The following is a 20,564-nucleotide window of genomic DNA, read 5'->3' on the forward strand; positions in this document are numbered from 1 at the left end:
AAGTTTCGGGACGTGATGAGGCTCAGGCGTGACCGGCAGCCAGGCTGAGATGCGCGAGATCGATGCCGATCGAGGCAAGAATCCGGTCGTATTTGCGGTCGATGTCGGCGTCGAACAGAAGCTCGGCACTTGCCGGGCAAGTCAGCCAGCCATTCTCGACGATCTCGTTTTCAAGCTGGCCCGCACCCCAGCCGGCATAGCCGAGCGCCATCAGCGCCCGCCGGGGTCCGCGGCCGGAGGAGATGGCGCGCAATATGTCGACGGTCGCGGTCAGGCAGACGTCGTCGGACACGGCGAGCGAGGATTCCACCCGGTAGTCGCCCGAATGCAGGACGAAGCCGCGGCTGCGATCCACCGGTCCGCCATTGCGCACGACGAAGTCGCGCGCCGGCGGTGGCAGGCGGATCGCCTCCATCTCATTCATGATGCCAAGTTGTACGAGCAGGTCCGGAAACAGCATCTGCTGCGTCTGGTTGATGATCAGCCCCATCGCGCCTTCGTCGCTGTGCGCGCAAATGTAGATGACAGAGCGCGTGAAGCGGTCGTCCTTCATGCCGGGCATGGCAATCAGGAACTGGTCGTCGAGAAAGCCAGGTCCTGCGGCCGTCCTTTTATGGCGCAACAAATCCATGGCCACAGCGTAACGCGTTTCCGAAGCGTCGAAAAGATGGGCGGCGCCCGATTTGATCAGGCTCGTAAATCGAAGGTCACGCAAATATGATGCCGGCCGCGTCATGAAATCATTGTGCGGCCATCAACGGACGATCAAATCACCGTCATGCAAAGCTTGAAAATCCTGCTGCTTAGTGTGGCCATTGGATCGGCGACCGGCCTCCCAGCCTCAGCCTCCTCGTCGGCCTGGTACAACAGCGAAGGCGGCAGGGTGCGGCTGGTAACAAGCGGCAAAGCCGACGAGGCCGGACGTCTCCAGGGCGTCCTCGACATTGCGCTGAAGCCCGGCTGGAAAACCTATTGGCGCGATCCGGGCGATGCGGGCGTGCCGCCACAGATCGACGTCTCGGCCAGCACCAACATTGCCGACGCGACGCTTTCGTTTCCGCCGCCGCAGCGCCACGACGACGGCTATGGCAAATGGGCCGGCTACGACCACCCGGTTTCGTTGCCGGTGACGTTCACACTTGCCGCGCCCGGCCAGCCGGCCGTCATCGATGCGGATATCTTCCTCGGCATTTGTGAAACCATCTGCATCCCGGTGCAGACGAGGCTGACCGTCGATCCCGGCGCCGATCCGGACAACGCCGAGGATGCGGCGCTGGTCAAGGCAGGCCTTGCCACCCTGCCCGCCACGGCAACGCCCGATTTCGGCGTAAGCGTACTGCCGGGCGACCACGAAACGCTGATTGTCGAAGCGAGCTTTCCGGGCAGCCCCGAGGGCGCCGACTTCTTCCTTGCCGGCGAACGCGACTACATGTTCGGTGCCCCGGCGCGCAGCGAAAAGGATGGCAAGCTGATCTTTACTGTGCCGATCCTCGACAGGCCGTCGACAACGCCAACCGATGGCGGCCTGCACTACACACTGACAAGTGCCGCTGGCGCGGTCGAAGGCCTGCTGCCTTTTCCGTGATGCCAACGTCTGGACGGTTGCCGGGCGCGCCTTAGTTCGCTATCGCAAGGACACTCCCTTTCCATTCTCAAGCGAGGACCATCATGACGATCTCCGTTGGCGACAAACTGCCCGATGCGACCTTCAAGACAATGACCGCCGACGGTGCAAAGCCGATCACGACTGGCGAGATATTCTCAGGAAAGACGGTCGTGCTGTTTGGCGTTCCAGGCGCTTTCACGCCGACCTGCAGCAACAATCATCTGCCCGGCTACCTGGATAATTACGACGCCATCCTGGCGCGCGGCGTCGACACTATCGCCGTCGTCTCGGTCAACGATGTTCACGTCATGGGGGCTTGGGCCCGCTTCAGCGGCGGTGAAGGCAAAATCCTTTATCTTGCCGATGGCAATGGCGATTTCGCCAAATCGGTCGGCCTCGACGCCGACCTCTCCAGCGGCGGCATGGGGCTGCGCTCGAAGCGTTTTTCGATGATCGTCGACGACGGCAAGGTCACCGCGCTCAATGTCGAGACAAAGCCCGGCGTCGACGAATCCGGTGCGGCTCACATTCTCGGACAGCTTTCCGTCTTGGCGACAGCCTAGGCCAGGGACGGCAAAGGGCGCCTTCGAGCGCTCAGCGTCCAAAGGACGCTGACTTTTGCATCGGCGCATGATCCTTCCGAAAGCCGACCCGGTTTTCGGGGCCATGCGTCGGCGCTTCGGAACTGCTTGCTTTTGGGGACCTCGATTATGTCTGACATCGTCTGGCGCAGCGTCGCGATCGGTATCGGCGCAACCGCGCTTATGGATGTGTGGGCGATTTTCCTGAACAAGGCCTTTGCCCAACCGCGACCGAACTGGGGGCTGGTCGGCCGCTGGGTCTGGCATCTCAGGGGAGGCAAGGTCTTCCATGACGACATTGGCGAGGCCTCGCCCTACGCGCATGAATCGGCGCTTGGCTGGGCCTTTCATTACGCTGTCGGCATCGTCTACGGCATCATTCTGGTCGTGCTGGCCGGAACGGCCTGGCTCACCGCGCCGACCTTCCTGCCGGCCTTTACCCTCAGCATCGTCACCGTCGGCGCCGGGTGGTTTCTGCTGGCGCCCGGCATGGGCGCCGGCTGGGCCGCTTCGAAGCGGCCCAATCCGATGCAGGTCCGCGCCCTGAATCTTGTGTCGCATACGGTGTTTGCAATCGGACTGTTCGGCACCGCCCTTCTAATCCGCTGACACGCCAGTTCAACCGGATCAATAACTCTGGGTCGAGCGCCGAACCTTCTTGGCCGCCGATTGCTTGGACTGGGTGCCTTCCTTCGGCGGCACGGACGCGAGCACGGGTTTCGCCGACTTCGTCTTGAATGGCGCCATGCCGAGCCGCGCCAATTCGTCGGCACGCTCGTTCTCGGGATGGCCGGCATGGCCCTTGACCCAATGCCAGGTGACCTGATGGCGGTTACGCGCTGCGTCGAGCTGCTGCCACAGCTCGGCATTCTTCACCGGCTGCCTGGCGGCCGTCTTCCAGCCGTTGCGCTTCCAGCCGTCGATCCAGCTGAAAATACCGTCCTTGACATAGTTGCTGTCGGTATAAAGATCGACGGCACACGGCTCCTTGAGCGCATTAAGCGCCGAGATGGCGGCCAACAACTCCATGCGGTTGTTGGTGGTCAGAGCCTCGCCACCATGGAGCTCCTTGATGGCGCCGTTGAAGCGCAGGATTGCGCCCCAGCCGCCAGGCCCGGGATTGCCCGAACAAGCACCATCGGTGAAGATTTCAACGCGCTTGGTCATGTCAGTCCATATTCGGAAGGAGAGTTGATCGCCCGGTGGAAGCGCATCCGGCGGATATACTCGGTCGGGTCGCGTTTCATCACCAGCCCGCCGTCCGGAACCGTCAGCCAGTCGTAGAGCCGGGTCAGCATGAAGCGCAGCGCCGAGCCGCGCGCCAGCATCGGCAGCGCAGCTTTCTCGTCACCGCTCAACGGCCGCACGCCTTGGTAGCCGGCAAGCAGCGCCGTGCCCTTGGTCAGATTGAAGGAAAAATCCTTCTCGAAGCACCAGGCGTTCAGGCACGTGGCAACGTCATAAGCGTAGAGGTCGTTGCAGGCGAAATAGAAGTCGATCAGCCCGGACAGTTTCTCGCCGAGGAAGAACACATTGTCCGGGAAAAGATCGGCATGGATGATGCCCTGCGGCAGACCGTTCGGCCAGTTTCGCTCGAAATCGGCGAAATCGGCATCGACCTCGGCCGCCAGTCCCGGCTCGACCTCATCGGCGCGGGCGCGGGCGGCATTCCACAGCTTGCGCCAGCCATCGATGGCAAGGGCGTTGGGGCGGGTCATCGGAAAATCCGCGCCTGCGAGATGCAGTGCCGCCAGCGCCTTGCCGACCTCGCCGCAATGCGCAGCCGTCGGCCGCCGCAGCGACAGGCCTTCGAGAAAGGTGATGATGACCGCCGGCCGGCCGGCAAGTGTTCCGATCACACCGCCATCATGTGCGGTGACCGGGAGCGGGCACGAAATGCCCTTTCTGGCGAGGTGGGCCATGAGGCCGAGAAAGAACGGCAGGTCAGCCTTGTCGACGCGCTTCTCGTAAAGCGTCAGGATGTAGGAGCCGCTGCTGGTGTGCAGTAAAAAATTCGAGTTTTCGGTGCCTTCGGCGATGCCCTTGTAGGACAAGAGATCGCCGACCGGATAGTTGCTGAGGAACGCGCCGAGCTCGCCCTCATTGACGTCGGTGTAGACCGCCATCGTTGCTACGCAGCCCCGTTGACGAAGGCCATGTCGGCTGCCGTCAGTTCGACATCGCGCAACACCCGCATCACCGGAAAATCCTCCGTCTCCGTCGCCGTCACGGCCAGCTCGATGGTCACGTCGAAGCGCTGCCTGAACGCATCGACGATCTCGTCGACGATGATCTCCGGCGCCGAGGCGCCCGCCGACAGGCCGAGCGTCGAAATGCCGGCAATGTCATTCCACGGAATTTCGGAGGCGCGCTGCACGAGAAGCGACATCGAAGCGCCGGCGCGCTCAGCCACTTCGACCAAGCGTCGCGAGTTGGAGGAGTTAGGTGCGCCGACAACCAGGAAGAGATCGGCGCCGGCAGCTGTTTCCTTGACCGCTTCCTGGCGATTGGTGGTGGCATAACAGATCGATTCCGCCGCCGGCGCGTGCAGCTCGGGAAAACGTTGCTGCAGCGCGCGGATGATACCGGCGGTGTCCTCGACCGACAGCGTCGTCTGGGTCACGAAGCCGAGCGCTTGCGGGTCTGCAGGCACGACGCTTGCGGCGTCGGCTTCGGTCTCGATCAGAGTGACCGCGCCGTCCGGCAACTGGCCCATTGTGCCGATCACCTCCGGATGCCCGGCATGGCCGATCAAAAGCACGTGGCGGCCCAGCCGCTGATGGCGCATTGCCTGCTTGTGGACTTTCGAGACCAGCGGGCAAGTCGCGTCGAGATAGAACAGGTTGCGGGACCGGGCGTCGGCCGGCACCGATTTCGGCACGCCATGCGCCGAAAAGACGACCGGGCTCTGGCGATGCTCGGGCGGGATCTCGGAGAGCTCCTCGATGAACACCGCGCCGAGGCTTTGCAGCCCTTCGACGACGTAGCGGTTGTGCACGATCTCGTGGCGGACATAAACCGGCGCGCCGTACTTCTTCAGCGCCAGCACGACGATCTGGATGGCACGGTCAACGCCCGCACAGAAACCGCGCGGCTGGCAGAGCCGGATGGTCAGCGGTGGCTTTGTGTGAAGCATGATTGCATCTTACGCTGATTGTAGGCCGGTTGATCGGACTATGACTTCTGAGCTCAAGGCGCGAAATGAGGTGTGCGGCCCTGCCCTGTCAAGGGTAGTGGCGGCGATCATTGGTCTTTCGCCGGGCGGCGGAGCCAGGAGATCAGGACGCCGGCAAGGGCGGCGGCAAGGCCGTACCAGGTTATCGCATATTGTAGATGGCTGTTCGGCAGGTCGATGACGGTGACACCGCCAACCGGCAGCCCGCCGGGGTTGGCCGTGGCATTCGCATCGATGAAGATCGGCACCAGCGCCGCTCCTGCCGGCAAGCCGGCGCTCGAGGCCATCGCGTCACGATCTTTCCAGTAGAAGATGTTCTTCTGCGGATCATTGTCGGGAAGCATCATCGAGGGCTTGGCCGGCAGTGGGTTGCGGGCGAGCCCCGTCACCGTCACTTCGCCCGTTACCTGCCCCTGCGGCCGCTTGGCTGGGTCCTTGAAATCGTAAGGCACGAAGCCGCGGTTGATCAGTACGAAACGGCCATCGTCGAGCTGCAGCGGCGTGAAGACATCGAAACCGGACTGGCCTTCCCAGGTGGCGAGGAAATGCCGCTCGCCTTGATGCAGGAAAGTGCCGGTCACCGTTGCCGGCGTGTAGTCCACGTCGCCAGTGGCAGCAAACCGCTTTTCGACCTCGGCCAATGGCACAGGCGCCGAATGCGTTCGCTGGTCTATCGTCTGGAGAAGGCCCTCTTTCCAGTGCAGGCGCTGAACCTGCCAGGTGCCGAGCGCCAGCAGTATCAAAAACACGACGATACCCAGGCCGAGCGCCAATGCGCGCTTCGGCCGCGACCGGCCGGCCACCAAACCTGATGCCTCGCTCATTCGCCGCGGTCCAGCCGGCCCTCGGCCGCCTTGTTGCGGTATTGCAGCGTCAGCAGCACGCCCTTGATCAGCCGGAGCGCCGCCAGGCAAAGCACCAGCGTCAGCGGAATCCACAGCAGCAGATGCAGCCAGAGCGGCGGATTGAGCGTCACCTCCATCCACAGCGCCAGACCGACGACGATGAAGCCGATGATCAGGATAACGAACACCGCCGGCCCGTCGCCGGCATCGGCGAAGGAATAATCGAGGCCGCAATTGGTGCAGCGATTGCCGACCGTGAGGAACCCGGAGAACAGTCTGCCCTCGCCACAGCGGGGGCAGCGGCCATGCAGGCCGGCCGAGATCGGATCGATTGGTGGCCAGATCGCCTTGTCGTCGCTCATGAGGTCATCCTAGGAGCATTTGCCACAAAAAATAAGGCAGCCACGTCGCCGCAGCCGCCTTGTCGATTTCCTCAGGTCGATCTCAGTGCGGTTCGATCATCGCGCCGTTCGATGCCCAGACGTAGATCGAGGCAAACAGGAACAGCCACACCACGTCGACGAAGTGCCAGTACCAGGCGGCGGCCTCAAAGCCGAAATGCTGCTTGGGCGTGAAGTCGCCCTTCATGGCGCGGATCAGGCAGACCAGCAGGAAGATCGTGCCGATGATGACATGGAAACCATGGAAGCCGGTCGCCATGAAGAAGGTGGCGCCGTAGATTGAATCCCTGAAGCCGAACGGCGCGTGCATGTACTCGTAGGCCTGCACCATGGTGAACAGCATGCCGAGGCCCACGGTCAGCACCAAGCCGTTGATCAGGCCCTTGCGGTCGCCGTGGATGAGCGAGTGGTGCGCCCAGGTCACCGTGGTGCCCGACAGAAGCAGGATGACGGTGTTGTAAAGCGGCAGATGGAAGGGGTCGAGAACTTCGAGGCCCTTGGGTGGCCAGACGCCGCCGGTGAAGGCGGTACGGGCGTATTGATGGACCTCGCCCGGAAACAGGCTGGCGTCGAAGAAGGCCCAGAACCAGGCGACGAAGAACATCACCTCGGAGGCGATGAACATGATCATGCCGTAGCGCAGATGCAGCGACACGACACGAGTGTGGTGCCCCTCATGCGCTTCCTTGATCGTATCCGACCACCAGGCGAACATCGTGTAGATGACGATCAGCAGGCCGATGAAGAACAGCCATGGGTTGGCGATGTTGAAACCGAAGATCGGGAAATCGCCGCCCTTGAGATATTGCATGTAACAGACGCCGCCGAGCGCGGTCACCAGCGCCCCGACGGAGCCCAGGAAAGGCCACGGGCTCGGGTCGACAAGGTGGTAGTCATGTTGTGGTTTTGCGTGTGCGTCTGCCATATCAACCCCCGAGGCTTGCTTCGGTATCTGAAATCTTGTTGCGGCGGCCGTCGGCCGGCACCGATGATGCGACCGGCTTGGTCTTGTCGACCGGGAACATCGTGTAGGACAGGGTAATCGTCTTCAAATCCTTCAATTCCGGCGCGTTGACGATATCGGGATCGACATAGAACACGACCGGCATATCCAGCGTCTCGCCCGGCTTCAGCGTCGTGTCGGTGAAGCAGAAACACTCGACCTTGTTGAAGTAAGGTCCGGCCAGTTCCGGCTGCACGTTGAAGGTGGCACGTCCGGTGATGGGTCGGCTGAATTTGTTCGTCGCGCTGAAATGCGCCTCGGCGGTCTCGCCGATCTTGATGGTGATCGAGCGGGCGACCGGCTGGAATTGCCAGGGAACGTCGACGGTGTTGGCATCGAAGCGGATGGTGATGTCGCGGTCGAGCACCCGGTCGGCATATTGCTGGGTCGCCCGTTTGACGGTGCCGCCGTAGCCTGTCGCCTGGCAGAACATCGCATAGAGCGGCACCGCGGCGTAGGCCATGCCGATCATGCCGCCGAAGAACGCGATGCAGACGCCGGCGACGACGCGGTTCGTATTTTTCTTCGTAGGATCGGTGACTGTTTGCCTGGTCATTGTCAGCTCACATCGAGCCGGGGAAACTGTGACCAAATTTCACGATGGTCGCGACGTAGAATATGACGACCAGCGCCGCCAGCGCGAAACCGATTGCGGCCGAGCGACTGCGGCGGGCCTTCTGCTGACGTTCGGTCAGCGTGACCAGTTCAAGCTTTTTTTCGGCCATGCTCATGCTCCACCGATGGTCAGCGCGCGCGCGACGACGCAATCGCCAAGGTAGGCGGCAAAGATGGCGAAGAGATAGAGCAGCGAATAGCCGAACAAGGCCTTGGCCGGCTTCATCGCCCGGTCGTCATCGGCCATTTGCAGCACCTTCCACGCATACCAGACGAAGCCGGCGCCGAGCAGCAATGCAACGATGCCATAGGCCGGCGTGGTGAAGCCGAGAACCCAGGGCAGAACGCCAACCGGCGCGAGGACCAGCGCATAGGCAAAGATCTGGCGCCTGGTCGAGGCCTGGCCGGCGACATTCGGCATCATCGGAATGCCTGCCTTCGCATAGTCCTCCGACTTGAAGAGCGCGAGCGCCCAGAAATGCGGCGGCGTCCACAGGAAAATGATCAGGAACAGCACCAAGCTTTCGAGGCTGAACGATCCGGTTACCGCCGCCCAGCCGATGACCGGCGGAATGGCACCGGCAGCACCGCCGATGACGATGTTCTGCGGCGTCCAGCGCTTCAGCCACATCGTGTAGATGACGGCATAGAAAAAGATGGTGAAGGCCAGAAGCGATGCGGCCAACCAGTTGACCAGCACGCCGAGCGTCATCACCGACAGAACCGACAGCACCAACCCGAAACTCAATGCCTCGCCTGGCCGGATGCGGCCGGTCGGCACGGGACGGCCGGCGGTGCGCGTCATCACCGCATCGATGTCTGCGTCGTACCACATGTTGAGCGCACCGGACGCGCCAGCACCGATGGCAATAGTCAGGATCGCGATCACCGCCAGCAGCGGATTGATGGCCACCGGGGCGGCGACCATGCCGACAAACGCGGTGAACACCACCAGCGACATGACGCGCGGCTTCAGCAAGGCGAAGAAATCGCCCGCCGTCGCTTCCGACATGCGGAAGCCCGGCTCGTCAATCAGTCTGTCTTCGGCAAGGGCCATGCGTACTTAAAGTCCATCATTCCGTTGGCCAAAACCGCCGGCGGGCCGGCGGTTCCGTATTAAAGGAGGCAACCGCCTACTTGATCTTCGGCAACTGTTCCCACTGGTGGAACGGCGGCGGCGAAGGCAGCTGCCATTCCAGCGTGGTCGCACCCTCGCCCCAAGGATTGGCGCCGGCGACGCGCTTCTTCTGGAACGCCTCGAAGACGCCGAACAGGAAGATGACGACGCCGACAGCCGAGATGTACGAGCCGTAGGACGACACCATATTCCAGCCGGCGAAGGCATCCGGATAGTCGATATAACGACGCGGCATACCGGAAAGGCCGAGGAAGTGCTGCGGGAAAAAGACCAGGTTGACGCCGACGAAAGTGACCCAGAAGTGGGTGTTGGCGATCACGGGCGAATACATGTAGCCAGTCATTTTCGGGAACCAGTAGTACCAGCCGGCGAAGATGGCGAAGACCGCGCCCAGCGACAGCACGTAGTGGAAGTGCGCGACCACGAAATAGGTGTCGTGCAGCGGGCGGTCGAGGCCGGCATTGGCCAGCTGCACGCCGGTGACGCCGCCAACAGTGAACAGGAAGATGAAGCCGATCGCCCACAGCATCGGGGTCTTGAGCGAAATCGACCCGCCCCACATAGTGGCGATCCACGAGAAGATTTTCACGCCCGTCGGCACCGCGATGACCATGGTGGCAAAGACGAAATAGCGCTGCGTGTCGAGCGACAGGCCCGTCGTATACATGTGGTGGGCCCAGACGATGAAGCCCACCGCCCCGATGGCAACCATCGCATAGGCCATGCCAAGATAGCCGAACACCGGCTTCCTCGAAAAGGTCGAGATGATATGGCTGATGATGCCGAAACCTGGCAGGATCAGAATGTAGACCTCTGGATGGCCGAAGAACCAGAACAGGTGCTGGAAAAGGATCGGATCGCCGCCGCCGTCCGGGGCGAAGAAGGTGGTGCCGAAATTGCGGTCGGTCAACAGCATGGTGATGCCGCCGGCCAACACTGGAAGCGACAGAAGCAGCAGGAAGGCGGTAATCAGCACCGACCAGGCGAACAGCGGCATCTTGTGCATGGTCATGCCGGGCGCGCGCATGTTGAAGATGGTGGTGATGAAGTTGATGGCGCCAAGAATCGAGGAGGCGCCGGCGATGTGGATTGAAAGAATCGCCAGGTCCATGGCCGGTCCAGGCTGGCCCGATGTCGACAGCGGCGGATAAAGCGTCCAGCCGCCGCCGACGCCGTAGGCGCCGGGCGCACTCGGGACGAAGGCCGAGAAAATCAGCAGGATGAAAGCCGGCGGCAGCAGCCAGAACGAGACGTTGTTCATGCGCGGGAAGGCCATATCCGGCGCGCCGATCATGATCGGCACCATCCAGTTGGCAAAGCCGCCTATCAGCGCCGGCATCACCATGAAGAAGATCATGATCAGGGCATGCGCGGTGGTGAAAGCATTGTACATGCTCTTGCCGCCGTCGATGGCGGCGTCACCATTCATGCCGTAGACCATCTGCGCCAGGCCAGTGAATATCTGGATGCCCGGCTCCTGCAATTCCATGCGCATGACGACCGACAAGGCGGCGCCGATGCAGCCCGCCATGATCGCGAAGATCAGATAAAGCGTGCCGATGTCCTTGTGGTTGGTCGAATAAACCCACCGGACCCAGCCATGATACGGCTTGTGGTCGTGGTCGTCGTGAGCTGCAGCGTGCGCCATGGTCGGCTCCGTTCCCTGAATCTTTTCTGGTCGCGGCATCAGTTGCCGGCGGCCGCTACCTTGTTCGTGCCATCGACCTCGGCCATCAGCGCCTTGTTGGCGCCGGGAAGGTCGGTCTTGGCTGCCGCCAGCCAGGTCTTGTATTGCGCATCGGAGACGACGCGAATGGCGATCGGCATGAAGGCGTGGTCCTTGCCGCAGAGTTCCGAGCACTGGCCGTAATAGAGGCCTTCCTTGTCGGCTTTGAACCACACCTCGTTGATGCGGCCCGGCACCGCGTCGGTCTTGATGCCGAAGGACGGCATGGCAAAGGCGTGAATGACGTCGGTTGCTGTCACCAGCACGCGGGTCATGGTGTTGACAGGCACAACCATCTCATTGTCGACGGCGAGCAGGCGCGGATAGGCGGCGCGATCTTCCTTGCCGGCAGCAGCCCTGTCAGCATCCTGAAGGATCGCGGAATTGAAGGAAAGCGTGTTGTCGACCTGGTATTCGTAGTCCCAGTTCCACTGATTGCCCGTCGCCTTGACGGTCAGCTTGGCTTCTTCCGGCGGCGTGTATTGGGCGGTCAACAGCTGGAACGAAGGAATGGCGAGACAGAGCAGGATGACGACGGGACCGACAGTCCAGATGACCTCGATCAGCGTGTTGTGGCTGGTGCGCGACGGGGTCGGGTTGACGCTCGCCCGGAACCGCAAAATGCAGTAGGCGATCAGAAAAAGCACCAAGGCGGTGATCACAATGATGAAAGCGAACGAGTAGTTCCCGAACCACTCGATCTGCCTCATAATGTCGGTCGCCGGAGGCTGAAAACTGGTTTCCCAAGGTTGGGGCTGGGCTGCATGAGCGGATGCAGCGGCAAACAACGTGGCGGCGGCACTAGCTACGATTTTGGCGGTTGCCAGGAATTTTCTCATCGCCCTCGTCATCTCCCAGTTCCTCGCGATCGGACCGCAAGAATGTCGAACAAATGCCGGGACGGGAATCCCGGACAATTCAAGGCTGGTTCAAACCATACTCTATTTGCCTCCGCAAGAAAGGAGCGCCGGAACCCGTGCGGCATTTTTGCGCGCAAGCGCGGCGCTGGCTTCCTGCGGTGACGGCTCGCCGCGAATCACCGAAGCGGCGTCCGGGTAGAATGAGCCGCGCGGCGCGCGGAACCGTCGCAATTAGGGCGAAATTCGCACTGAAAAGCGCATTGTCGCCTATGTCGGGGCAGATCGCCCGGGTCTCGTCCTTTACTTGGGTTTAGTGCGGCTTAAAGTGCCGTGATTCGCAATGGAGCCGTCATGAACCCTTGGCTTTCGAGAACCTTGGCGAAGGTCATCCTTGTTGCCGCCGCAATAGCCTTGTCCGGCGGCGGCCTGGCCAATGCCGCCCAGCCAAGCGGCACGGTGAAGTCGACGCATGGAGCGTGGTCGATCATCTGCGATACGCCGGCCGGTGCTACGTCCGAACAATGCGTGATGATGCAGAACGTCGTCGCCGAGGACCGTCCGGAAATGGGTCTTTCCGTCGTCGTGCTGCGCACAGCCGACAACAAGGCCGAAATCCTGCGTGTGCTGGCGCCGCTCGGTGTGCTGTTGCCCAACGGCCTCGGCCTTAATGTCGACGGCAAGGATATCGGCCGCGCCTACTTCGTGCGCTGCTTCCAGGACGGCTGCTATGCCGAGGTCATCCTGGAAAAGCCGCTGCTCGACACGCTGAAGACCGGTACGTCCGCCACGTTCATCGTCTTCCAGACACCGGAAGAGGGCATCGGCATTCCCGTCGACCTCAAGGGTTTCGCCGACGGCTTCGCCGCCCTGCCCTGAACGCGGTGTTGTAGCACGATCCAGTGATGTTGACCGGCCGCGGTCACGGCAAAATCTCATTTCAGATTGTCTGTGCGGGCCTTCGCGCTTACATCGTGGGAAACAATCCTCCTGCGAACGGATACGCTATGAACAGCCTGATCGGCCAATTCGACATTTCCGACGATCGCATCAAGCAGATCGTCGCCGAGACTATTAACGGTGCCGACGACGGCGAACTGTTTCTCGAATACAGCGAAAGCGAAGCGCTGATGTTCGACAATGGCAAGCTGAAGACCGCGAATTTCAACACCGACCAGGGTTTCGGCCTGCGCGCCGTCGCCGGCGAAGCCAGCGGCTACGCCCATTCCAGCGATCTCTCCGAAGCCTCCCTGCTGCGCGCCGCCGATGCCGTTTCGACGGTGAAGAGCGGCTATTCCGGCACGCTTGCCGCAGCGCCCGCCCGCACCAACCGCCATCTCTATGGCGACGGAAACCCTATCCCCTCGCCTTCCTTCGAGACCAAGGCCAAGCTGCTCCAGGAAATCGATGCATGGCTGCGGGCCGAGGATCCACGAGTCAGGCAGGTGACGGCGTCGCTCGCCGCCTCCTGGCAGCATGTCGAGATCGTACGCGCCGACGGCCAGATGGTGCGCGACATCCGCCCGCTGGTCAGGATCAATGTGTCTGTGGTGGTCGGCGACGGCGACCGCCAGGAGAGCGGCTCCTACGGCATGGGAGGCCGCAAGGATTTTGGCGAATTCCTGGTCGAGGATAGCTGGCGGCACGCGGCCAGGGAGGCACTGCGGCAAGCGCTGGTCAATCTCGAAGCGGTTCCAGCACCTGCCGGCACTTTCGACATCGTGCTGTCGAGCGGCTGGCCGGGCGTCATGTTGCACGAGGCCGTCGGCCACGGGCTGGAAGGCGATTTCAACCGCAAGAAGACGTCGGCCTTTGCCGGCCTGCTTGGTCAGCAGGTGGCGGCGAAAGGCGTCACCGTCGTTGACGACGGCACCATGCCCGAGCGGCGAGGTTCGCTGACCGTCGATGACGAAGGCACGCCTTCGGCTCATAATGTGCTGATCGATGATGGCAAGCTGGTCGGCTACATGCAGGACCGCCAGAATGCCCGGCTGATGGGCATGAAGGCCACCGGCAACGGGCGACGCCAAGGTTACGCGCACGAGCCCATGCCGCGCATGACCAACACCTATATGACAGCAGGCGACATGGAGCCGGACGAGATCATCGCCTCGGTCAAGAACGGCATCTATGCCGTGTCGTTCGGCGGCGGCCAGGTCGACATCACTTCGGGCAAGTTCGTGTTCGGCTGCACCGAGGCTTACATGATCGAGAACGGCAAGGTGACGCAACCGATCAAGGGCGCCATGCTGATCGGCAATGGGCCGGATGCCATGCATCGCGTTTCGATGGTCGGCAACGACATGAAGCTCGACACCGGCATCGGCATGTGCGGCAAGGCCGGACAGGGCGTGCCGGTCGGTGTCGGCCAGCCGCATCTCAGGATGAACCAGATGACGGTCGGCGGCACCAGGGTTTGATGCGGCTGGCGGCTGGTTTATGTCTTGCGTTCGCTAATAGGATGCGCGGCGATGCCTACTACGAAAAGGCTCACGACCACCGACGGAAGCGTCGTCCTGCCCAGCGCGATCCGAGAGCGGAGGCAATGGGCCGCCGGCACATGCCTGCTGGTCGAAAATACTCCGGAGGGCGTGCTGCTGAAGCCGGCGCGGGTCTTTGCAGAGACGCGGCCAGTGGACGTGTTTGGATCCCTGCCCCATGGAAGCAGGCCGAAGACGTTGGAAGAGATGGAGGCGGGTATGCTCGCCGCAGCTCGAACTGCCCTAAATTCGGCAGCGATGGTCGGGATCGATGATTTCGAGACCCGGAGCGTCGTTTTCGTTCCAGCGCCACAGCGCGATGCATGTGCCGCCGGGCGACATGAAGGACGGGTAGATCACGCCGTGTAGCCCGTCGGTGAGCGAGCGGACTCTCAGCTGGTGCGTCTCGGGCACAAAACCTCTATCCACGATGTCGCGCCATTCGCATCGGCGAATGCCCGCCGCTCACACCAAGTTGCGCCAGCGTATCGGCGTCTGTCAGGTCGGCCAGCCGGGCGCCTGACAGTTTCAATTGTGCAATCGGCGCCGGGTGCTGGACAAACCCTGATTGTACTCGGCTCGAGCCGTGGACAGTTCGCGGCCAGCGTACATCGCCGGCGCGCCAATCGGATTCCAGCAGCCGCCGAAGCGTTCCGCGCCTTCACCAGAAAGCGGCAGATGGGCCCAGCGCGGCACAAAAGCGTGCCCTAGGGTCAGCCTGGTTTCAGGCATATATGCCGGAGCGGACTGCCTCCAGATAGGCAAGCACCTTGTCCGTCTTGCCTTCGCGAACGAGATCGTAGGCGGTCTTTCCAGCCCGACCGGGGATCGGCTGATGCTTGAACCATATCGCCGCACGCTGTTCATCGCCGGCCATCTCGCCGGCCATCGCCAAGATGCGGACTATGGGACTCAATGCGGCGTCCACCTTGCGCGCGCCGGTCTTGGCGGCAAGCGTGTTGCGCGCGAGACCGGTCAGGCCCGCCAGTTCTGTCATATTGATCCCCAGCAGTTCAGCGACCCGCCTTGGCGAGAGAAACGGCGCCCGCTCCTCGCCGAAGCGCGATGCCGAAATTTCAAAGGCTGCGGTGCTCATTACAATTTCCTAGCACATTTTGAAAAACGCACGTTCAAGTGCGCTTTGTTGGTGCGCATTTTCACGCCCCATAAATGCTGCTAGCGCCTTCGCCTCGGCTTCTCCAACAGCGCCACGGCCTCGACATGCGGCGACCACAGGAACTGGTCGATCGGCGTCACGCTTTTCAGGGCGTAGCCGCCATCGAGGAGGATCCGAAGATCCCGCGCCAGCGTTACCGGATTGCAGGACACCGCGGCGACGAGCGGCACGTCGGAGCGCGCGATCTGCTTCGACTGGTCCTCGGCGCCGGCGCGAGGCGGGTCGAAGACTAGGCCGTCAAAGGCATTCAACTCCTTGAATGTCAATGGCCGCCGGAACAGGTCGCGACGTTCGCCGGTCACCCGCTTCAGGCCGCTAGCGAAACGGAAGGCCCGGTCAAGCGCCGAGAGTGCTGCCGCATCGCCTTCCACCGCATGAACCTCCGATCTTGCGGCCAGGCGCAGCGCGAAGCTGCCGCAGCCGGCGAAGAGATCGGCGACCTTTTTGGCACGCGCGAGATGCTGGCCGACAATGTTGGCCATCGCTTGTTCGGCAGCCTCGGTCGCCTGCAGGAAAGCGCCCGGAGGCACTGCGACGGCGACGCCACCAAACAGGACGACCGGTTTCTTTGGTTCGATAATGATCTCGCCGTCGACCGACAGCCTGGCTAGCCCCTCGGCGATGACGAAGTTGGAGGCGACGCGGCGCTGGTTCTCGCCGAGCTTGCCGGAATCGTGAACCGCGACATCGAGGCCGGAACCGGTCACCGTCACCGCCATGTGGAACGATTTGGTCGTGGTGCAGATCAGCCCAGCAAGGGCTTTCAAGCGGTCGAGCGCAGCGACGATCTGCGGCGCCGAGATCGGGCACTCCTCGATGGAGATGATTTCGGACGACAGCGCGCGAACGAAGCCGAACTGCATTCCCGCCTCGCTCCGCCGGGCGGTGAAGACGACGCGGCGGCGCGTGTGCGGCGCGCACGGCACCAGCGCGCCGACATCGCAGGCGATGCCCTTGCTCCTCAGTGCGTGTACGACCTTTTCGCGCTTCCACCGGTTATAGGCTTCAGTCTCGAGATGCTGGACGGCGCAGCCGCCGCACGCGCCGAAATGCCGGCACGGCGGATCGACCCGCAGCGGCGAAGCCTCAAGCACCGACATCAAGGTAGCGCGATCTTTCTCCCGCGCGGCGGTGACGACCTCTCCCGGCAGCGCGAACGGAATGAAAACCTCGCCGGTTTCCGTCTCGGCAATGCCGTCGCCCTGCGAGCCCAATTTTGCGATCGTGAAACGGGTGCTCATCGCTTCTGGGTCTCGACGTCCTTGATGCCGCCGAGCAGGAACTCGCGGTTGCCGTCGCCGCCCTCTATCGGCGACAGATGCAGCCCCAGCGAGCGCCAGCCGGGAATGGTGTCGAGCCAGTCCTGCATCAGGCCGGCGATGCGCGCCGCATCATAAGGGTCCTTCAGCAGGCCGCCCTTGCCGATCGCCTCGCGGCCGGCCTCGAATTGCGGCTTGACCAGAAACACGGCTTTTGCGCCGTCCCTGGCCAAGGCAAGCGCCGGCGGCAGCGCCAGTTTCAGCGAGATGAAGCTGACATCCGAGACGATGAAATCCGGCACACGGCCGCCGAGATCGGCGGTGGTCAGTTCGCGCGCATTCAGGCCTTCGACTACCGTCACGCGCGGATCGCCGGCAATGTCGGAGTGCATCTGGCCGTGCCCGACATCGATCGCCGTGACATGCGCCGCGCCACGTTCGAGCAGCACCTGCGTGAAGCCGCCGGTCGAGGCGCCGACATCGAGCGCTTCGCTACCGGCGGGGTCGAGGCCGAAATGGTCGAGACCGGCCTTCAGCTTCAGTGCGGCGCGCGACACGTAACCTTGCGCCGGATCGTCAACGACGACGTTGCACTCAGGCAGAACGGCCTGGCCCGGCTTGAGGGCGACGACGCCATCAACCGTCACGGTACCGCGCTCGACCGCGTCGCGAGCACGCGAGCGGCTGGCAAACAGGCCGCGCTGGACGAGCAATTCGTCGAGCCGCTGGCGTATGCTGGCTGGCGGAAGGGAAGTCATCGGCCTTCATGGCGAAAGCCAACGATGATGGCAAGGATATTGGCGATGAGACAAGGCATAGTTGGAAAAGCGGGTGAACTCATCAGCCGCTGCGCTGTTTGTCGAACCTCGCACGAGACCCGACGCAATGCTAAGAAAGAGATGCCGTTTAGCCGTCGAAACGTGGAGGAGGAACATGCTGACGGGAACCTGCCACTGCGGCGCAGCCCACTGGACCCTGGAGGGCGATCCCGGTTCGATCACTGCCTGCAATTGCACACTTTGCCGTCGCTACGGCACGCTCTGGGCTTACGACTATGTCGGCGAACGCATCCGCCTTGCTGGGCCCGTAAGCGCCTATCGGCGCGTCGGAAAGGCTCATCCTTCGCTTGAGATTCTCTTCTGTCCAACGTGCGCTTGCGTCCTGGCATGGCGCGGTTTGCATCCCGATGCGGCTGGGCGCCACCGCATCGCCGTCAATGTGAGGCTTGCGCCGCCCGAGGCCGTCGCCGACCTCCCGATCGACCATTTCGATGGTTTCGATACATTCGAGGATTTGCCGAGAGATGGTCGCTGTGTGCGGGATATGTGGTTCTAGTTTCTAGAGCCTTATCGGGACCATGCTTTGGAAGATGGTCCGCGAAGCCCGCCGTTCGACGGCCGGCGTCAGACCGTCGCTGCTGTCGCCGGACACCTGCGGGCGCGGCCGGTCAACGGAAATGGACGCCTTCGGCAAGGTATCGGGAACGACGAATTGCGGCGCCTGTTTGTAGGTAAAGCCGCCACGGATTTCGCCGATCTTGCCGGCGACGATGCCGGCAGCGTTGAAGACCAAAGGACACGGTAAGCACATCGCCAAACGGCAGCGTAAACAGCATCTTACGACTGTTCGCCGGCAATTTGATTCAAGCAGTTGAGATTTTGATTCAGACTAGATGTTTAGTCTCGGCTTTTGCAGCCGGGCGGAAGCAACTTCGGCGTCGCCCCGAACGCGTCTAAAAGCTAGGCGCGCTGGGCCTGCGCGGTATGCCCCAGCGCCACGAACACTGTGCGCACGATGCCGGCGCTGTCCAGCCCGGCATCGGCATACATCTTTTCCGGCTTGGCATGGTCGACGAAAGCGTCGGGCAGCACCAGTGGGCGCACCTTCAAGCCGCTCTCCAGCAGCCCTTCATGGGCCAGGAACTGCAGCACATGGCTGGCGAAGCCGCCGACCGCGCCCTCTTCCACCGTCACCAGTATCTCATGCGAACGGGCCAGCCGCCGGATCAGATCCTCGTCGAGCGGCTTGGCAAAACGGGCATCGGCCACCGTGGTCGAAAGCCCGGCCGCGCCGAGCTCCTCGGCCGCGGCCAGGCAATCCTGCAGCCTGGTGCCGAAGGAAAGCAGCGCAACCTTGGTACCTTCCCTGACGATCCGGCCCTTGCCGATCTCCAATACCGAGCCGCGTTGCGGCATCTCGACACCAACGCCGTTGCCGCGCGGGTAGCGGAAGGCGATGGGGCCGTCATCGTAGCTTGCAGCGGTGCGTACCATGTGGCGCAGTTCGGCCTCATCGGCCGCGGCCATGACGACGAAACCGGGCAGCGTCGCCAGGAAGGTCGTGTCGAAGGCGCCGCAATGGGTGGCGCCATCGGCGCCGACGAAGCCGGCGCGGTCAATCGGAAAGCGCACCGGCAATTTCTGGATCGCCACGTCGTGAACGACTTGGTCGTAAGCGCGCTGGAGGAAGGTCGAGTAGATCGCCGCGAAAGGCTTGAAGCCTTCCGTGGCAAGGCCGGCGGCGAAGGTCACCGCATGCTGCTCGGCAATGCCGACATCGAAGGTCCTCGCCGGAAACGCTTCGCCGAAGAGGTCAAGCCCGGTGCCGTTCGGCATGGCGGCGGTGATGGCGACGATGCGGTCGTCCTCTCGGGCCTCCTGGATCAGGCTTTCGGCAAACACCTTGGTGTAGCTCGGCGCATTGGCGGGCGCCTTGGCCTGGGCGCCGGTGATAACGTCGAATTTGTTGACGCCGTGATATTTGTCGGCGGCCGCCTCGGCCGGGGCATAGCCCTTGCCCTTCTGGGTCACGACGTGGATCAGCACCGGGCCGTCGGCATTGTCGCGGACGTTCTTCAGCACCGGGATCAGGTGCTCGAGGTTGTGACCGTCGATCGGACCGATGTGGTAGAAACCCATCTCCTCGAACAGCGTGCCGCCGGTGACGTAACCGCGCGCGTGCTCGACCGCGCGCTTGATGGCACGATCGGCGCGCTCGCCGAGATAGGAAGTCAGCTTCTTGCCGAAATCGCGCAAGCCCAGATAGGTCTTGCCCGACGCCAGACGGGCCAGATAGGCGCTCATCGCACCGGTCGGCGGAGCGATCGACATGTCGTTGTCGTTCAAGATGACGATCAGCCGGGCATCGAGCGCGCCGGCATTGTTCATCGCCTCATAGGCCATGCCGGCCGACATGGCGCCGTCGCCGATGACGGCAATGACGTTGTTGCGGCCATCGGATAGATCGCGCGCCATCGCCATGCCGAGGCCGGCTGAAATCGAGGTCGAGGAGTGGGCTGCGCCGAACGGATCGTATTCACTCTCGACGCGACGGGTGAAACCGGACAGGCCGCCCTCCTGGCGCAGCGTGCGGATGCGGTCACGGCGGCCGGTCAGGATCTTGTGCGGATAGGCCTGGTGGCCGACATCCCAGATCAGCCGGTCGTCCGGCGTGTTGAAGACGTAGTGCAGCGCGACGGTCAGTTCGACGACGCCAAGGCCGGCGCCGAGATGCCCGCCGGTGTGGGAAACGACGTCGATCAGCTCGGCGCGAAGCTCGGACGCCAGCTGCGGCAGGTCGCCTTCGGCAAGCGTGCGCAAATCGGCTGGGACGCGGACCTTGTCGAGAAGCGGCGTATCGGGCTTTGCGTTCACTGTTTGCGAGCCTGGTCAGATTTTCTGTTCATCGTGAAATATGCCGCT

Annotated in this window: 23 protein-coding genes and 2 pseudogenes; 7 read left to right on the plus strand and 18 right to left on the minus strand. The window is 62.7% G+C overall.

Annotated elements, in window-relative coordinates; all coding sequences use genetic code 11:
• Positions 1-22: 22 nt before the first annotated feature.
• Positions 23-631 (minus strand): YqgE/AlgH family protein, encoded by a 609-nt coding sequence (locus RQ479_RS14680; protein ID WP_292657500.1) that lies wholly within the window; start codon positions 629-631, stop codon positions 23-25.
• A gap of 147 nt (positions 632-778) precedes the next feature.
• Between RQ479_RS14680 and RQ479_RS14685 the strand changes: the two genes are divergently transcribed.
• From RQ479_RS14685 to RQ479_RS14695, 3 genes are all read left to right on the plus strand, one after another.
• Entirely contained in the window at positions 779-1,585 is an 807-nt protein-coding gene (locus RQ479_RS14685; protein WP_376705628.1) for a protein-disulfide reductase DsbD domain-containing protein, read from the plus strand.
• A gap of 83 nt (positions 1,586-1,668) precedes the next feature.
• Complete coding sequence (locus tag RQ479_RS14690) at positions 1,669-2,169, plus strand: peroxiredoxin (RefSeq protein ID WP_292657494.1); 501 nt, start codon at positions 1,669-1,671, stop codon at positions 2,167-2,169.
• A 147-nt stretch (positions 2,170-2,316) separates the two neighbouring features.
• Positions 2,317-2,796: a DUF2938 domain-containing protein gene (locus RQ479_RS14695; protein ID WP_376705629.1), complete on the plus strand. Its 480-nt coding sequence runs from the start codon at positions 2,317-2,319 to the stop codon at positions 2,794-2,796.
• Between the two features lie 18 nt (positions 2,797-2,814).
• Here the strand turns inward: RQ479_RS14695 and rnhA are convergent, their stop codons facing one another.
• The 11 genes from rnhA to coxB all read right to left on the minus strand — a co-directional run bounded on the left by rnhA (position 2,815) and on the right by coxB (position 11,929).
• Positions 2,815-3,354 carry a ribonuclease HI gene (gene rnhA / locus RQ479_RS14700; RefSeq protein ID WP_376705630.1) on the minus strand — a complete coding sequence of 180 codons (540 nt, stop codon included), beginning with the start codon at positions 3,352-3,354 and terminating at the stop codon, positions 2,815-2,817.
• The gene (locus tag RQ479_RS14705; RefSeq protein WP_292657487.1) at positions 3,351-4,313 is read right to left on the minus strand and encodes a homoserine kinase; all 963 of its coding nucleotides are present in this window, start codon (positions 4,311-4,313) and stop codon (positions 3,351-3,353) included. Before RQ479_RS14705 ends, rnhA begins: the two co-directional genes overlap by 4 nt.
• Before the next feature lie 5 nt (positions 4,314-4,318).
• On the minus strand, positions 4,319-5,323 hold the full coding sequence (gene ispH, locus RQ479_RS14710) for a 4-hydroxy-3-methylbut-2-enyl diphosphate reductase (protein WP_376705631.1): 1,005 nt from the start codon (positions 5,321-5,323) through the stop codon (positions 4,319-4,321).
• A 107-nt stretch (positions 5,324-5,430) separates the two neighbouring features.
• Positions 5,431-6,186: an SURF1 family protein gene (locus RQ479_RS14715; RefSeq protein WP_376705632.1), complete on the minus strand. Its 756-nt coding sequence runs from the start codon at positions 6,184-6,186 to the stop codon at positions 5,431-5,433.
• Positions 6,183-6,569: a DUF983 domain-containing protein gene (locus tag RQ479_RS14720; protein ID WP_352463894.1), complete on the minus strand. Its 387-nt coding sequence runs from the start codon at positions 6,567-6,569 to the stop codon at positions 6,183-6,185. Before RQ479_RS14720 ends, RQ479_RS14715 begins: the two co-directional genes overlap by 4 nt.
• 82 nt (positions 6,570-6,651) lie before the next feature.
• The gene (locus RQ479_RS14725; RefSeq protein ID WP_292657474.1) at positions 6,652-7,533 is read right to left on the minus strand and encodes a cytochrome c oxidase subunit 3; all 882 of its coding nucleotides are present in this window, start codon (positions 7,531-7,533) and stop codon (positions 6,652-6,654) included.
• A 1-nt stretch (position 7,534) separates the two neighbouring features.
• Positions 7,535-8,167, minus strand: a complete 633-nt coding sequence (locus RQ479_RS14730) for a cytochrome c oxidase assembly protein (RefSeq protein WP_376705633.1) — start codon at positions 8,165-8,167, stop codon at positions 7,535-7,537.
• A gap of 7 nt (positions 8,168-8,174) precedes the next feature.
• On the minus strand, positions 8,175-8,336 hold the full coding sequence (locus tag RQ479_RS14735; RefSeq protein WP_376706087.1) for a hypothetical protein: 162 nt from the start codon (positions 8,334-8,336) through the stop codon (positions 8,175-8,177).
• Positions 8,337-8,338: 2 nt separating this feature from the next.
• Positions 8,339-9,283: a heme o synthase gene (locus RQ479_RS14740; RefSeq protein WP_376705634.1), complete on the minus strand. Its 945-nt coding sequence runs from the start codon at positions 9,281-9,283 to the stop codon at positions 8,339-8,341.
• 76 nt (positions 9,284-9,359) lie between these two features.
• Entirely contained in the window at positions 9,360-11,012 is a 1,653-nt protein-coding gene (gene ctaD, locus RQ479_RS14745) for a cytochrome c oxidase subunit I (RefSeq protein WP_376705635.1), read from the minus strand.
• Positions 11,013-11,050: 38 nt separating this feature from the next.
• Positions 11,051-11,929, minus strand: coding sequence for a cytochrome c oxidase subunit II (gene coxB, locus RQ479_RS14750; RefSeq protein WP_352489615.1), 879 nt, complete (start codon positions 11,927-11,929; stop codon positions 11,051-11,053).
• A gap of 372 nt (positions 11,930-12,301) precedes the next feature.
• On the opposite strand from coxB, the gene RQ479_RS14755 reads away from it, so the two are divergent.
• From RQ479_RS14755 to RQ479_RS14765, 3 genes and pseudogenes are all read left to right on the plus strand, one after another.
• Positions 12,302-12,826, plus strand: coding sequence for an invasion associated locus B family protein (locus RQ479_RS14755; protein ID WP_352716436.1), 525 nt, complete (start codon positions 12,302-12,304; stop codon positions 12,824-12,826).
• 128 nt (positions 12,827-12,954) lie between these two features.
• Positions 12,955-14,367: a metalloprotease TldD gene (gene tldD, locus RQ479_RS14760; protein ID WP_376705636.1), complete on the plus strand. Its 1,413-nt coding sequence runs from the start codon at positions 12,955-12,957 to the stop codon at positions 14,365-14,367.
• 51 nt (positions 14,368-14,418) lie between these two features.
• Positions 14,419-14,664: pseudogene (locus RQ479_RS14765) on the plus strand (AbrB/MazE/SpoVT family DNA-binding domain-containing protein); the annotation flags it as partial.
• A 6-nt stretch (positions 14,665-14,670) separates the two neighbouring features.
• Here RQ479_RS14765 and RQ479_RS14770 read toward each other — a convergent pair.
• The 4 genes and pseudogenes from RQ479_RS14770 to RQ479_RS14785 all read right to left on the minus strand — a co-directional run bounded on the left by RQ479_RS14770 (position 14,671) and on the right by RQ479_RS14785 (position 17,621).
• Positions 14,671-15,159: pseudogene (locus RQ479_RS14770) on the minus strand (RES family NAD+ phosphorylase).
• Positions 15,152-15,523 carry an antitoxin Xre/MbcA/ParS toxin-binding domain-containing protein gene (locus RQ479_RS14775; protein WP_376705637.1) on the minus strand — a complete coding sequence of 124 codons (372 nt, stop codon included), beginning with the start codon at positions 15,521-15,523 and terminating at the stop codon, positions 15,152-15,154. Before RQ479_RS14775 ends, RQ479_RS14770 begins: the two are co-directional and overlap by 8 nt.
• 80 nt (positions 15,524-15,603) lie before the next feature.
• A complete protein-coding gene (locus tag RQ479_RS14780; protein ID WP_376705638.1) occupies positions 15,604-16,845 on the minus strand; it encodes a class I SAM-dependent RNA methyltransferase in 1,242 nt (413 codons plus the stop codon).
• Positions 16,842-17,621 (minus strand): TlyA family RNA methyltransferase, encoded by a 780-nt coding sequence (locus RQ479_RS14785; protein ID WP_376705639.1) that lies wholly within the window; start codon positions 17,619-17,621, stop codon positions 16,842-16,844. Before RQ479_RS14785 ends, RQ479_RS14780 begins: the two co-directional genes overlap by 4 nt.
• Positions 17,622-17,796: 175 nt before the next feature.
• Here RQ479_RS14785 and RQ479_RS14790 point away from each other — a divergent pair, with 175 nt between their 5' ends.
• Entirely contained in the window at positions 17,797-18,198 is a 402-nt protein-coding gene (locus RQ479_RS14790) for a GFA family protein (protein ID WP_376705640.1), read from the plus strand.
• A 3-nt stretch (positions 18,199-18,201) separates the two neighbouring features.
• On the opposite strand, the gene RQ479_RS14795 is transcribed toward RQ479_RS14790, so the two are convergent.
• A complete protein-coding gene (locus RQ479_RS14795; protein WP_376705641.1) occupies positions 18,202-18,435 on the minus strand; it encodes a hypothetical protein in 234 nt (77 codons plus the stop codon).
• Between the two features lie 167 nt (positions 18,436-18,602).
• Complete coding sequence (gene dxs / locus RQ479_RS14800) at positions 18,603-20,516, minus strand: 1-deoxy-D-xylulose-5-phosphate synthase (protein WP_352516531.1); 1,914 nt, start codon at positions 20,514-20,516, stop codon at positions 18,603-18,605.
• Positions 20,517-20,564 lie beyond the last annotated feature (48 nt).

This window comes from Mesorhizobium sp. ISC25 (genome assembly GCF_042295465.1).
Taxonomy (GTDB): domain Bacteria; phylum Pseudomonadota; class Alphaproteobacteria; order Rhizobiales; family Rhizobiaceae; genus Mesorhizobium.